Raw genomic sequence first — 12707 nt, forward strand, 5'->3', positions numbered from 1 at the left:
CGGACTTAAATACGAGAGCTTCGCGAAGGAGCGTCATGCCGGCTAAGGCGAGTGTGGCCATTGTCGGGTCGGGAAACATCAGTACTGACCTGCTCTACAAGTTGCTGCGGTCGGAGTGGTTGGAGCCGCGCTGGATGGTGGGCATCGACCCGGAAAGTGAGGGCTTGGCGCGGGCCCGCAAACTGGGTTTGGAGACCACGCACGAGGGTGTGGACTGGTTGCTGGCCCAGCCGGAAAAGCCCGACCTAGTGTTCGAGGCCACCAGCGCCTACGTGCACCGGGACGCGGCGCCGAAGTACGAAGCCGCCGGGATTCGGGCCATCGACCTGACACCGGCCGCCGTCGGGCCGGCGGTCATCCCGCCGGCGAATTTGCGCCAGCACCTGGATGCGCCGAACGTCAACATGATCACCTGCGGCGGGCAGGCCACCATTCCGATCGTCTACGCGGTGAGTCGCGTCGTCGAGGTGCCCTACGCCGAGATCGTGGCGTCGGTGGCGTCGGTATCGGCCGGCCCGGGCACGCGCGCCAACATCGACGAGTTCACCAAGACCACCAGCAAGGGTGTGCAGACCATCGGCGGCGCCGAGCGGGGCAAGGCCATCATCATCCTCAACCCGGCCGATCCGCCGATGATCATGCGCGACACCATCTTCTGCGCGATCCCCGAGGATGCCGACCGGGACGCGATCGCGAAGTCCATTCACGACGTGGTGGCCGAGGTGCAGACGTACGTGCCGGGCTACCGCCTGCTCAACGAGCCGCAGTTCGACGAGCCGTCGCTGCACTCCGGTGGGCAGGCGGTCGTCACGACGTTCGTCGAGGTCGAGGGCGCCGGCGATTACCTGCCGCCGTATGCGGGCAACCTGGACATCATGACCGCCGCGGCCACCAAGGTCGGCGAGGAAATCGCGAAGGAATCCCTCTCCGCTGCGGCGCCAGGAGCGCAGGCATGACAACCGACATCTTCTTCAATCCGATCTGGGACGTGCGGTTGACCGACACGTCGTTGCGGGACGGCTCGCACCACAAGCGCCACCAATTCACCAAAGAAGAGGTCGGCGCGATCGTGACCGCCCTGGACACCGCGGGCGTGCCGGTCATCGAGGTGACCCACGGGGACGGGCTGGGCGGCTCGAGCTTCAACTACGGGTTCTCCAAGACGCCCGAGCAGGAACTGATCAAGCTGGCCGCCGAGACGGCCAAGGAAGCCAAGATCGCCTTCCTGATGCTGCCCGGGGTGGGCACCAAGGACGACATCGTCCAGGCCCAGGACAACGGCGGCTCGATCTGCCGGATCGCCACCCACTGCACCGAGGCCGACGTGTCGATCCAGCACTTCGGCCTGGCCCGCGAACTCGGCCTGGAGACCGTCGGGTTCTTGATGATGAGCCACACCATTGCGCCCGAGAAGCTGGCCGCCCAGGCCCGCATCATGGCCGACGCCGGTTGCCAGTGCGTCTACGTGGTCGACTCGGCGGGCGCGCTCGTCCTCGAAGGGGTGCGCGACCGGGTCGCGGCGCTGGTCGCCGAGCTCGGCGACGACGCCCAGGTCGGCTTCCACGGTCACGAGAACCTCGGGCTCGGGGTGGCCAACTCGGTCGAGGCCGTCCGCGCGGGCGCCAAGCAGATCGACGGTTCGTGTCGGCGGTTCGGCGCCGGAGCGGGCAACGCACCCGTGGAGGCGCTGATCGGCGTGTTCGACAAAATCGGCGTCAAGACCGGCATCGACTTCTTCGACATCGCCGACGCCGCCGAAGAGGTGGTCGCGCCCGCCATGCCCGCCGAGTGCCTGCTGGACCGCAACGCCCTGATCATGGGCTACTCCGGGGTCTACTCGAGCTTCCTCAAGCACGCCATCCGCCAGTCCGAGCGCTACGGCGTGCCCGCCCACCAGCTGCTGCACCGTGCCGGTCAGCGCAAACTCATCGGCGGTCAAGAGGACCAACTCATCGACATCGCGCTGGAGATCAAGCGCGAGCTGGGGGCACCTCCCGCTCGCGGGGGAGAGAGCGGTGCCGCCGCCAAGTAGCCGGCCGTCGCACGCACAGGCGACGCAAAGCAACGCGGAGTAGCCTGGACGCATGACCGTGACATCCAGGAAATCTCGTGGCCGCGGACTGTACGGCGTCCTCGCCGGGAGTTTGCTGGCCGCCACCGCCGCGACGGTGATCGCGCTCCCGGTCGCCGGTGCCGCGCCCCAATGCAATCAGACCGTGGGTAACTCCATCGACCAGTACCTGCAGCGTCATCCCGACCTCCATGCGCAGCTGCAGGCCAAGTCGGAGGCGGAAGGCGGTGGCCCCAACGTCATCGACTACCTGAATCGGCATCCGGACGTGCGGCAGCATCTGATCGACCTGTCCCAGCAGTGCGCATCGTAGTGAGTCGGCCTCGTCGGTGAATGCCGCGGCGGACGCGCGGGGACGTTCGCCATTGACGAAAAAGTAGAACACGTTCTAGCGTCTATGCGTGTTCTCTGATCCTCTCACCGCCGCGATCGCCGAAGCCGAGAAATTGGTCGCCGACGCGCCCTTCATCGAGACCGAAGCCGACCTGCTCGAAGGGCTGCAGTATCTGGCCGGCTGTGTCTCGGCATGCATCCACCTGGCCTTCGACTACGACCGGGACCACCCCTTCCTGCAGTCGGGCACCGGGCCGTTCACCAAGATGGGCCTGGACAACCCCGACACCCTCTACTTCGGCACCCGGGTGCACGCCAACCACGACTACGTGGTGACCGGTCGGCGTGGCACCACCACCGACCTGAGCTTCCAGCTGCTCGGCGGCGAATACACCGACGACAACGTACCGGCCAGTCAGGCCGCGTTCGACGACCGCGAGCTGGAGATCGCGGCCGACGGCAGCTTCGAGTGGCGGGTGCGGCCCACCAGCAATGGGCAGCTGGTGATCCGCGAGGTGTACGGCGACTGGTCGGCACAGCGCGGCACGCTGGCCATCTCCCGGCTGGACACCGCGGGCACCGCGCCCCCGCCGCTGACCCGCGAGACGATCGAAAAGCGTTACGCCACAGCCGCAAAGCAACTCGTCAACCGGGTGAAGACGTGGCTGCAGTTCCCGCAGTGGTTTTACCTCGATCTCCCGGTGAACACCATGGTCGCGCCCCGGTTGACGCCGGGCGGCCTGGCCACCCAGTACTCGTCGGTCGGCCACTACGACCTGCGGCCAGATCAGGCGCTGGTGATCACCGTGCCGGTTTCCGACGCGCCATACCTCGGCTTCCAGCTGGGCAGCCTGTGGTACATCTCGCTGGACTACATCAACCACCAGACATCGCTGAACAACACTCAGGCGCAAGCGGATCCGGATGGCAAGGTGCGCATCGTCGTCGCCGACCAGAATCCGGGAGTGACCAACTGGGTGGAGACGCTTGGCCATCGGCGGGGCTTCTTGCAGTTCCGCTGGCAGCGGGTGTCGCGTCAGCTCACCGAGGCGGACGGGCCCACGGTCGAGCTGGTCGACTTCGACGCCGTCCCGGCCGCGTTGCCGTACTTCGAGCACAATAAGATCTCCGATGACGAATGGCGTGCGCGAATAGTGCTGCGCCAACAACAAATTGCGGCCAGGATGCTGGGGTGACGATGTCAGGCTTGCTCAACGAGAAGGTGGTCGTCATCAGTGGCGTCGGGCCGGGGCTCGGTACCACGCTGGCGCACCGGTGCTCCCAGGACGGCGCCGACTTAGTGCTGGCGGCGCGGACGGCGGAACGGCTGGAAAGCGTCGCCAAACAGGTCAACGACGCCGGGCAGAGGGCGTTGGCCGTGCGCTGCGACATCACCGACGACGACGAGGTCAACTACCTCGTCGAGACCACCATGGCGACCTACGGCAAGGTCGACGTGTTGATCAACAACGCCTTCCGCGTGCCGTCAATGAAGCCGTTGGCCGGCACCAGTTTTCAGCACATCCGCGACGCGATCGAGCTGAGCGCGCTCGGCGCGCTGCGGCTCATTCAGGCCTTCACGCCCGCGCTGGAGTCCTCGCACGGATCGATCGTCAACGTCAACTCCATGGTGCTACGGCACTCCCAGGCCAAGTACGGCGCGTACAAGATGGCCAAGTCGGCGCTGCTGTCGATGTCGCAATCGCTGGCCACCGAGTTGGGCGAGAAGGGGATCCGCGTCAATTCCGTTGCACCCGGCTATATCTGGGGTGAGACACTACAGGCTTATTTCGAGCACCAGGCCGGCAAGTATGGCACCACGGCGGACCAGATCTACGCCGCCACCGCGGCGAACTCCGACCTGAAGCGCCTGCCCACCGAAGACGAGGTGGCCTCGGCGATCCTTTTCCTGGCCAGCGACCTGTCCAGCGGCATCACCGGGCAGACGCTGGACGTCAACTGCGGGGAGTACCACACCTGATGCCGCCATCGACGATGCAGTGGGGGCACCTCCCGGTTGCGGGGGACGAAGCGATGTGGGGGTACCTCCCGCTTGCGGGGGAGAGGAGATGGCGACATGGGAGCTGATCGCACCGATATCGGTACCGTCGACGAGCTGCACGCGTCGGCCAGCAAGCTCACCGGGCTGGACGACTTCGGCGCCAACGACGACAACTATCTGGAGGCGCTGGAGGTGCTGCTGGACTCCTACCGCCGCGAGGCCGGCCTAACGGTGTTGGGCAGCAAGATGAATCGGTTCTTCCTGCGCGGCGCGCTGGTGGCCCGGCTGCTGTCCGAGGCTTCCTGGAAGCAGTACCCGCAGCACGCCGACGTCGTGATCGAACGCCCGATCTTCGTCACCGGCCTGGTGCGCACCGGCACCACCGCGCTGCACCGGCTGCTGGGCGCCGACCCCGCGCATCAGGGCCTGCACATGTGGCTGGCCGAATTCCCGCAACCGCGGCCGCCGCGCGAAACCTGGGAATCGCACCCCCTTTATCGCCAGCTCGACGAGCAATTCAACCAGCACCACCGGGAGAATCCCGGCTATACCGGCCTGCACTTCATGGCCGCCTACGAGCTCGAGGAATGCTGGCAGCTGCTTCGGCAGTCGTTGCACTCAGTGTCTTACGAGACCCTGGCGCACCTGCCCAGTTACGCACAATGGCTGTCGGAGCAGGACTGGACGCCGTCCTACCGGCGACACCGCAAGAACCTCCAGCTGATCGGCCTCAACGACGCCGAAAAGCGTTGGGTGCTGAAGAATCCTAGCCACCTGTTTGCGCTGGACGCCTTGATGGCGACCTACCCCGACGCGCTGGTGATCCAGACCCACCGGCCCGTCGAGACGATCATGGCCTCCATGTGCTCGTTGGCCCAGCACACCGCCGAGGGCTGGTCGACGTCATTCGACGGGGCTCAGATCGGTGCCGACGCGATGGACACCTGGTCGCGCGGACTGGAGCGCTTCAACACTGCCCGCGCCAAGTATTCACCGGCCCAGTTTTACGACGTCGACTACAAGGAGCTGATCGCCGATCCGATCGGCACGGTGGCCGACATTTACCGGCACTTCGATTTGACGCTCACCGACGAGGCGCGCGCGGCCATGGAGAAGACGCACGCCGACAGCCAGTCCGGCGAGCGCGCGCCGAAACATCGGTACTCGCTGGCCGACTACGGGTTGACCGTCGAAACCGTCAAGGAGCGCTTCGCTGGGCTGTGATCAGTCGTCGTCCGGATCGCCGAGATAGCCCTCCGCGACCGCGTGCTCGATGCTGTCGCTCAGTTTGGGGCACGACCGGGTGCGGGCGGTATCACCACCGGAGTTGCGCACCTCGGTGAAGTGGGCGCAGCGCTGCCACGCGTCGGTGTTCCATTGCACGGCGGTGTGACCCGGGCCCAGTCTCCGGACGGTTACGGCGACGTGGCAGAACCGGCAATCCACCGGCAGCAACCCCGAGCTGAGGTAGCGCTCGCGGTCCGCGCGGCTGGCTTCGGCGACGGCCGCGGCGCGCTGCGGATCGTTGGCGAAATCCCATGATTTGGACCAGGATCCCGAGCCGCCGTTGCGGGCCGGCGCGTCATCGTGGTCGTGATGGTCGCCGTGCAGCATCAGCATCGACCGGGCGAGCCGGTCGACGTCGGGGACTGCCGGTTGATCCTGGGTCATGGAATCAGTGTTGCTCCGCGGGCACTTCGTCCTTGGCCGCCTTGAGGTTCTCCTCGACCTCGGCGTTCCAGTACTCGTTGGCGCGGGTGGTGTCCACCTCGATCTCGAAGCGCTCCACCATTTCCGGTTGGATGTCGGCCACGTCGACGTAGAACTGCTGATACCAGCGGCGCAGCTGATAGACGGCGCCGTCCTCCTCGACCAGCAGCGGGTTGTCGATGCGGGTCTTGTGCTTCCAGATCTCGACGTCCTGCAGGAAGCCCTTGCTGACGCCCTCGGTGAATACCCGCGACAGCTTCTCGGTCATCGCGTCGTCCATGCCCTTGGGCTTTTCGACGATGACGCCCCACTGCAACACGAACGAATTCTGGGTCACCGGGTAGTGGCAGTTGATCAGGATCGACTCGGCCTTGTAGCCGCCGTAGCTGTTGTGCAGCCAGTTGATCATGAACGACGGCCCGAAGTACGACGCCTCGGAGTCGAGGTGCGCCTCGCCGTACGACGTGCCCAGGTCGTTGACGTCCGGCCGGCCCACGTTGTGCAGGTACTGCGACGCGATGTGACCCTCGAACACGTTCTTGAAGTACGTCGGCAACCCGAAATGGATGTAGAAGAAGTGCGCCATGTCGGTGACATTGTCGATGATGTCGCGGCAGTTCGAACCCTCGATGAGGATGCGGTTCCACCGCCATTCGGTCCACTCCTCGCTGGCGGCTTCTGGGATGTCGGGGATCCGGACCGCGGGGTCGGGCGGATTCTGTTCGTGGTCGTGCCAGACGAACAACAGGCCGCCGCGCACATCGGTCGTCCACGAGCGGGTGCGCGCCGTCTTGGGTGTGCGCTTGGCGTATGGCACCAGCTTGCAGCGGCCATCGCCGCCCCAGCGCCAGTCGTGGAACGGGCAGGCCACCTCGTCGCCCTTGATGGTGCCCTCCGAGAGGTCGCCACCCATGTGCCGGCAGTAGCCGTCCAGGACCTTCAGGTCACCGTGCGAGTCGGCGAAGACCACCAGCTTGGTGCCGAACGCCTCGATCGAGTGCGGCTTGCCGTCCTGGAAGTCCTTCGCGACGCCCAGGCAATGCCAGCCTCGGGCGTACCTCGTCGGCAAAGCACCGGGATCGATCTCCCGAACGCCGACCGCCTTGGTGTCGGTAGTCACCTGTCACCTCCAACTCACTGGCCCTCTAACTAGAACACGTTACAGTTTTGCGGTGGCGGCGCGCAATGACGGTGAGTCTGGCCACGGCATATGCACGGCGAATGCGCGCTCGGGGTATATCTAGACGATGCCGCTGTTTGCTTTCGAGGGTCGGGCGCCGCGGGTCGATCCCACCGCCTTCGTGGCCCCGACCGCCACCCTGATCGGCGACGTCGTCGTCGAGGCCGGTGCCTCGGTGTGGTTCAACACCGTGCTGCGCGGCGACTACGGGCCCATCGTGGTGCGCGAGGGCGCGAACGTGCAGGACGGGTCGGTGCTGCACGCGCCGCCTGGCATCCCGGTCGACATCGGCCCCGGCGCCACGGTGGCGCACCTGTGCTGCATTCATGGGGTGCACGTGGGGTCCGAGGCCCTGATCGCCAACCACGCCACCGTCCTCGACGGCGCGGTCATCGGCGCGCGCAGCCTGATCGCGGCCCACTCGCTGGTGACGGCCGGCACCCAGATTCCGGCGGGCATGCTGGCGGTGGGCGCGCCGGCGCAGATCAAGGGACCTGTCGCCGGAACGGGCGCGGAGATGTGGGTCAAGGCGAATCCGCAGGCCTACCGCGAACTGGCCCAGCGGCACCTGGCCGGGCTCGAGCCGCTCTAGACCTTCCGGGCCGATCCGGCCGCGCGGTCCATCTCCCAGTAGGCGCGCAGGGCGGTCATCTGGCCCTCGTCGTTCGCCTTGTACGTGAAGACGCCCTCCGCGGTCACCTGATAGTCGCCGTGGGTGATCAGGATGTGGCCGACGTTGGCTTCCTCGTTGCCGCATTGGTAGGTGTCGCGGAAGACGAACTCGATCCTGGTGGTGGGGGCGATGGCCTTGTCCCAGAAGGCAGCGATCGCGTCGCGGCCCCGGTGGCCCTTGCCTTCCGGGTCGAAGGCCGACGGGCCGATCGGATCCTCGACGATGGCGTCGTCGGCGAACACCGCCAGCCACGCCTCTTTGTCCCTGGCGATGACCGCCTCGCGTGAGCGCCGGCCGGCCTCGTGCGCGGGGTTCTGGGTCACGAGCCGACTTTTTCGCGCGCGGGCTTGGCGGGCTTTTCAGAGCCGACCACCCACATGGAGTAGTACTGCGAGCCGCCGCCGTAGGCGTGCCCCAACGCCTTGCGTGCGTTGGGGACCTGGTGATCTCCGCCCTTGCCCATCACCTGAATCGCGGCCTCGGCGAACCGAATCAGGCCAGACGCGCCGATCGGATTCGATGACAGCACACCGCCCGACGGGTTGACCGGCAGTCGTCCCCCGATCGCCGTCTCGCCGGCTTCGGTGAGCTTCCAGCCCTCGCCTTCGGGCGCAAAGCCGAGGTTTTCCAACCACATCGGCTCGAACCATGAGAACGGCACGTAGATTTCCGCGGCGTCGATCTCGTCGATCGGGCTCGTGATGCCTGCCGCCTTCCACAGCGCCGCGGCGGCGTCGCGCCCGGCCTGGGGGCTGACCTGGTCGCGTCCCGAGAACTGCAGCGGCTCGGTGCGCAGCGCGGTCGCGTGGATCCACGCCACCGGCTGTCCCTGTGCCAGACGGGCTTCGGCGGCCTCCTCGTTGCCGATCACCACGGCGGCGGCACCGTCCGACGACGGGCAGGTCTCGTCGTAGCGGATCGGGTCCCACAACATGGGCGACTCCATCACCTTCTCGACGGTGATGTCGGGCTGATGTAGGTGCGCCAACGGATTGCGGGCTCCGTTGAGCCGGTCCTTGACGGCAACCATCGCGCCGATGTTCAACGGTGCGCCGGACCGGCGGATGTAGGACCGCACGTGCGGGGCAAAATAGCCCCCCGCGCCGGCGCCGACGGGCTTGATGAACGGGATCGGGATCGACAACGCCCACATGGCATTTGACTCCGACTGCTTCTCCCAGGCCATCGCCAGCACGCGGCGGTACTTTCCGGACTGCACCAGGCTGGCGGCCACCACCGCGGTGGACCCACCGACCGAACCCGCGGTGTGCACCCGGATCAGCGGTTTGCCGGTGGCCCCGACGGCGTCGGCCATGAACAGCTCGGGCATCATCACGCCCTCGAAGAAGTCGGGCGCCTTGCCGACGACGACGGCGTCGATGTCATCGAACGTCGAACCGGAGTCTTCCAGCGCGCGGTCGATCGCCTCGCGCACCAGGCCGTTCATCGAGACGTCCTTGCGCTTGGCCACGTACTTGGTCTGCCCGGTACCCAGTACCGCGGCCAGGTATGCTCCCGCTCCGGCCATCAGTTCTTTCCTTCCATGACCGCGACCAGGTTCTGTTGCAACGCGGGCCCGCTGGTGGCGTGCGCGAGCACCCGCTTCGCTGATCCGTTCCAGATATGTTGTGCGGCAAAGCCGATTCGCTCGAGGCCGGCGACGAACATGGGGTTGGCGGCCAGCGCTCCACCGGACGGGTTGACCTTGGTCGGCCCGGGTATCCGGATGGCTTGCTCGATGATCAGGTGCTGGTGGGTGAACGGCGCGCAGATCTCCGCGACGTCGAGGTTGTCGGTCCGGCCCCCCGTGGCCACGTGGGCCGCCGCCTTGGTCGAGGGGGACTCGGTGAGGTCACGCGCGCCCAGGACTGGGGTTTCGATGCGGTGCTCGATTCCCGTGATCCAGGCGGGGTTTCCGCGCAGCTCGCGCGCCCGATCGTCGGCCGCGAGCACGATGGCCGCGGCACCGTCGGTGATGGGCGCGATGTCGTGGCGCCGCAACGGCTCCGCGAAGAACGGCCGCTCGAGCAGTTCGGCCACGCTGATGGACCCCTCCACCTTGTCGACCCGTCGCGCATTGGCGAAGGAGTCGTACGCGACGCGCGCCATCTGCTCTTCGGTCCAGGTGCCGTTGTCGAGCCCGATGCGGGCCTGTAGCCCGGCCATCGAGATCGAGTCCGGCCACAGTGGCGCAACGGTGTAGGGATCGGTCTGCCGCGACAGGATCTGGCGCAGGATGCCGGCCGAGGACTTGCCGAACCCGTACACCAGCGCGGTGTCGACCTCGCCGGTCAGGATCTTGATGTAGGCCTCGTAGAGGGCCCACGCCGCGTCCATCTCGACGTGCGATTCGTTGATCGGCGGCACGGCGCCGATCGAGTCGATCGCCGAGATAAACGAGAATGCCCGTCCGGCAAGGTAATCGGACGACCCCGAGCACCAGAAGCCGATGTCGGCCTTCGTGATGCCGAGGTCCTGGTAGAGCTCGGCGAAACACGGCATCAACATTTCAACGCCGTTGGTGGTGCCGTCGGTACGGCGTACGTGTGGGGCGTGGGCGAAGCCGACGACCGCAACGTTGCGAGCGCTCATGTGTTGGATGTGCCCTTTACAGGTGGTGCTTGTAGGTGTCGTATTCGGCGTCGGGTTCCCCTGTCGGCCGGAAGTACTCGATGTTGTCGATGCCAAAGCCCCACTCCTCGCGGGGTTTCCACACCGCCTCGACGCGCATACCCATGCGTACCTCGTGTGCGTCGATGTCGGCGACCAGATGCAGGAAGGGAATGTCGGAGCCGTCGAGCAGCACGTAGGCCGCCACGTAGGGCGGTTTGATGCGCTGCCCCTGGAACGGGATGTTGATGATCGCGAATGTCGTAACGGTGCCCTTGTCGGGCAGCTCGACGAATTCGGTGGTGGGTTGGCCGGTGGCCGGATCCGCGCCGTGCGGCGGGAAATACACCTTTCCGTCCGCGCCGGTGCGCGCGCCGAGCAGCTTGCCCTGGGCGATGGCGCGCAGGTAGGCGCTCTCCTCGTGGGAGGCGGTGTGCTGGATCGTCAGCGAGATGGGCGTGACGATCATGGTCACCGGATCTTGTTCGCCCGCAGCCTGTTCCGACACCGGTTCGGCTTCGTCACCCGGCTTGAAGTAGGCGATGTCGGTGATGGCGCCGACCGGCTCGTCAGCCCAGTGCACGTGCACGCGGGCACCGGTCCGGATGGCGCCGGGGTCGCCGGCGTCCACGGCGTGGATCAGCGGGGTGTCCGCACCGTCGAGCTTGATCAGCGCCCAGGCGAACGGCCGGTCCAGCGGCTGACCTTCGATCGGATCCGGTTGCCACGCCCAGGAAACCACGGTGCCGACGCTGGACACCGGTACCATCTCGCCCAGCGGCTCATAGGTCACCGGGTCATATTCGGCCGGCGGCACGTGTACCCGGCCATCGGATCCGCGCACCCCCAGGATGTGGCGCTCACGCAGTGCGGTGAAGAACTTGCTCAGCGTGGGGCCGACCGAACGGGTGTAGTCGAAAGACAACGTCAGCGGCGCGGAGAGCGGTGGCTCAGTGGGATCTGTCAAGGTCGGGCTGCTCGAACTGGCTGTCACGCCATCGAGTAGAACAGGTTCTAAGAACGGTTTCAAATTTTTCTTATCGGGACGCTGTCGGGAAAGGTTGAGTGGCTATGAAGCTGGGGTTGCAGCTCGGGTATTGGGGCGCTCAGCCGCCGGAGAACCACGCGGCGCTCGTCGCCGCCGCCGAGGACACCGGATTCGATGCCGTGTTCACGGCCGAGGCGTGGGGATCCGACGCCTACACACCGCTGGCCTGGCTGGGCTCGTCGACGCAACGGCTGCGGCTGGGCACATCGGTGATCCAGCTGTCCGCGCGTACCCCCACCGCCACAGCGATGGCCGCGCTGACGCTCGACCACCTGTCCGGGGGTCGGCACATCCTCGGCCTGGGCGTCTCGGGCCCGCAGGTGGTGGAGGGCTGGTACGGTCGGCCGTTCCCCAAGCCGCTGGCCCGCACCCGTGAGTACGTCGACATCATGCGGCAGGTGTGGGCCCGCGAGAAGCCGGTGACCAGCGACGGCCCGCACTACCCGCTGCCGCTGACGGGCGAGCAGACGACCGGCCTGGGCAAGCCGCTCAAGTCCATCACCCACCCGTTGCGTCCCGACATTCCGATCATGCTCGGCGCCGAGGGGCCGAAGAACGTGGCGCTGGCCGCCGAGATCTGCGACGGCTGGCTGCCGATCTTCTACACGCCGCGGATGGCGGACACCTACAACGAATGGCTCGACGAGGGGTTCGCGCGGCCCGGGGCGCGGCGCAGCCGCGAGGACTTCGAGATCTGCGCGACCGCCAACATCGTCATCACCGACGACCGCCCCGCGGCGTTCGCTGCGATGAAGCCCTACATCGCGCTGTACATGGGCGGGATGGGCGCCGAGGACACCAATTTCCATGCCGACGTCTACCGGCGGATGGGCTACGCCGAGGTGGTCGACGACGTCACCAAGCTGTTCCGCAGTGGAGACAAGGACAAGGCCGCCGAGATCATCCCCGACGAGGCGATCGACGACGCCGCGATCGTCGGCGATGTCAACTACGTCCGTGAGCAGGTCAAGGTCTGGAAAGCCGCCGGCGTCACCATGATGGTGGTCAACGGACGCAATGAGGCGCAGATCAGGGAGCTGGCCACGCTAACCTGACCCGGTATTGCCGAACGAATAGAAC

General features: G+C 66.6%; 14 protein-coding genes. 8 read left to right on the forward strand and 6 right to left on the reverse strand.

Translation table 11 applies throughout. The features are described 5' to 3' along the window. Positions 1-35: 35 nt before the first annotated feature. From A5695_RS26505 to A5695_RS26530, 6 genes are all read left to right on the forward strand, one after another. A complete protein-coding gene (locus A5695_RS26505; protein ID WP_068089696.1) occupies positions 36-956 on the forward strand; it encodes an acetaldehyde dehydrogenase (acetylating) in 921 nt (306 codons plus the stop codon). Further along, positions 953-2032: a 4-hydroxy-2-oxovalerate aldolase gene (dmpG, locus tag A5695_RS26510; protein WP_068089698.1), complete on the forward strand. Its 1080-nt coding sequence runs from the start codon at positions 953-955 to the stop codon at positions 2030-2032. Before A5695_RS26505 ends, dmpG begins: the two co-directional genes overlap by 4 nt. A 52-nt stretch (positions 2033-2084) precedes the next feature. After that, positions 2085-2384, forward strand: coding sequence for a hypothetical protein (locus tag A5695_RS26515; protein WP_068089700.1), 300 nt, complete (start codon positions 2085-2087; stop codon positions 2382-2384). 88 nt (positions 2385-2472) lie between these two features. Beyond that, positions 2473-3600, forward strand: coding sequence for a hypothetical protein (locus tag A5695_RS26520; RefSeq protein WP_068089702.1), 1128 nt, complete (start codon positions 2473-2475; stop codon positions 3598-3600). Positions 3601-3602: 2 nt separating this feature from the next. Then, positions 3603-4385 carry an SDR family oxidoreductase gene (locus A5695_RS26525; protein ID WP_068089704.1) on the forward strand — a complete coding sequence of 261 codons (783 nt, stop codon included), beginning with the start codon at positions 3603-3605 and terminating at the stop codon, positions 4383-4385. Positions 4386-4481: 96 nt separating this feature from the next. Beyond that, a complete protein-coding gene (locus A5695_RS26530; RefSeq protein ID WP_068089706.1) occupies positions 4482-5630 on the forward strand; it encodes a sulfotransferase in 1149 nt (382 codons plus the stop codon). Here A5695_RS26530 and A5695_RS26535 read toward each other — a convergent pair whose 3' ends face one another. Together A5695_RS26535 and A5695_RS26540 are read right to left on the reverse strand one after the other, a co-directional pair. After that, positions 5631-6077, reverse strand: a complete 447-nt coding sequence (locus A5695_RS26535) for a hypothetical protein (RefSeq protein WP_068089708.1) — start codon at positions 6075-6077, stop codon at positions 5631-5633. Between the two features lie 4 nt (positions 6078-6081). Beyond that, a complete protein-coding gene (locus A5695_RS26540) occupies positions 6082-7236 on the reverse strand; it encodes a Rieske 2Fe-2S domain-containing protein (protein WP_068089710.1) in 1155 nt (384 codons plus the stop codon). A gap of 127 nt (positions 7237-7363) precedes the next feature. Between A5695_RS26540 and A5695_RS26545 the strand changes: the two genes are divergently transcribed. Then, entirely contained in the window at positions 7364-7888 is a 525-nt protein-coding gene (locus A5695_RS26545; protein ID WP_068089711.1) for a gamma carbonic anhydrase family protein, read from the forward strand. Here the strand turns inward: A5695_RS26545 and A5695_RS26550 are convergent. Genes A5695_RS26550 through A5695_RS26565 form a run of 4 tightly spaced genes read right to left on the reverse strand, consistent with a single transcriptional unit; the run spans position 7885 to position 11573 of the window. Next, a complete protein-coding gene (locus tag A5695_RS26550; RefSeq protein WP_068089713.1) occupies positions 7885-8292 on the reverse strand; it encodes a nuclear transport factor 2 family protein in 408 nt (135 codons plus the stop codon). The genes A5695_RS26545 and A5695_RS26550 overlap by 4 nt on opposite strands. After that, positions 8289-9497 carry a thiolase domain-containing protein gene (locus tag A5695_RS26555; RefSeq protein WP_068089714.1) on the reverse strand — a complete coding sequence of 403 codons (1209 nt, stop codon included), beginning with the start codon at positions 9495-9497 and terminating at the stop codon, positions 8289-8291. Before A5695_RS26555 ends, A5695_RS26550 begins: the two co-directional genes overlap by 4 nt. After that, positions 9497-10561 carry a thiolase domain-containing protein gene (locus A5695_RS26560; RefSeq protein ID WP_068089716.1) on the reverse strand — a complete coding sequence of 355 codons (1065 nt, stop codon included), beginning with the start codon at positions 10559-10561 and terminating at the stop codon, positions 9497-9499. The genes A5695_RS26555 and A5695_RS26560 overlap by 1 nt, the downstream gene beginning before the upstream one ends. Positions 10562-10577: 16 nt before the next feature. Further along, on the reverse strand, positions 10578-11573 hold the full coding sequence (locus tag A5695_RS26565; protein WP_068089718.1) for a Zn-ribbon domain-containing OB-fold protein: 996 nt from the start codon (positions 11571-11573) through the stop codon (positions 10578-10580). Between the two features lie 77 nt (positions 11574-11650). On the opposite strand from A5695_RS26565, the gene A5695_RS26570 reads away from it, so the two are divergent. Next, positions 11651-12682 (forward strand): LLM class F420-dependent oxidoreductase, encoded by a 1032-nt coding sequence (locus A5695_RS26570; RefSeq protein WP_068089720.1) that lies wholly within the window; start codon positions 11651-11653, stop codon positions 12680-12682. Positions 12683-12707 lie beyond the last annotated feature (25 nt).

The sequence above is a fragment of the Mycobacterium sp. E1747 genome (assembly GCF_001667775.1).
Taxonomy (GTDB): Bacteria; Actinomycetota; Actinomycetes; order Mycobacteriales; family Mycobacteriaceae; genus Mycobacterium.

Bases quoted from the DNA above. Each gene is read 5' to 3' on its own strand.
- A5695_RS26505 (WP_068089696.1), top strand. From the start codon at position 36: ATGCCGGCTAAGGCGAGTGTGGCCATTGTCGGGTCGGGAAACATCAGT.
- dmpG (WP_068089698.1), top strand. From the start codon at position 953: ATGACAACCGACATCTTCTTCAATCCGATCTGGGACGTGCGGTTGACC.
- A5695_RS26515 (WP_068089700.1), top strand. From the start codon at position 2,085: ATGACCGTGACATCCAGGAAATCTCGTGGCCGCGGACTGTACGGCGTC.
- A5695_RS26525 (WP_068089704.1), top strand. From the start codon at position 3,603: ATGTCAGGCTTGCTCAACGAGAAGGTGGTCGTCATCAGTGGCGTCGGG.
- A5695_RS26530 (WP_068089706.1), top strand. From the start codon at position 4,482: ATGGGAGCTGATCGCACCGATATCGGTACCGTCGACGAGCTGCACGCG.
- A5695_RS26535 (WP_068089708.1), bottom strand. From the start codon at position 6,077: ATGACCCAGGATCAACCGGCAGTCCCCGACGTCGACCGGCTCGCCCGG.
- A5695_RS26545 (WP_068089711.1), top strand. From the start codon at position 7,364: ATGCCGCTGTTTGCTTTCGAGGGTCGGGCGCCGCGGGTCGATCCCACC.
- A5695_RS26555 (WP_068089714.1), bottom strand. From the start codon at position 9,497: ATGGCCGGAGCGGGAGCATACCTGGCCGCGGTACTGGGTACCGGGCAG.
- A5695_RS26560 (WP_068089716.1), bottom strand. From the start codon at position 10,561: ATGAGCGCTCGCAACGTTGCGGTCGTCGGCTTCGCCCACGCCCCACAC.
- A5695_RS26570 (WP_068089720.1), top strand. From the start codon at position 11,651: ATGAAGCTGGGGTTGCAGCTCGGGTATTGGGGCGCTCAGCCGCCGGAG.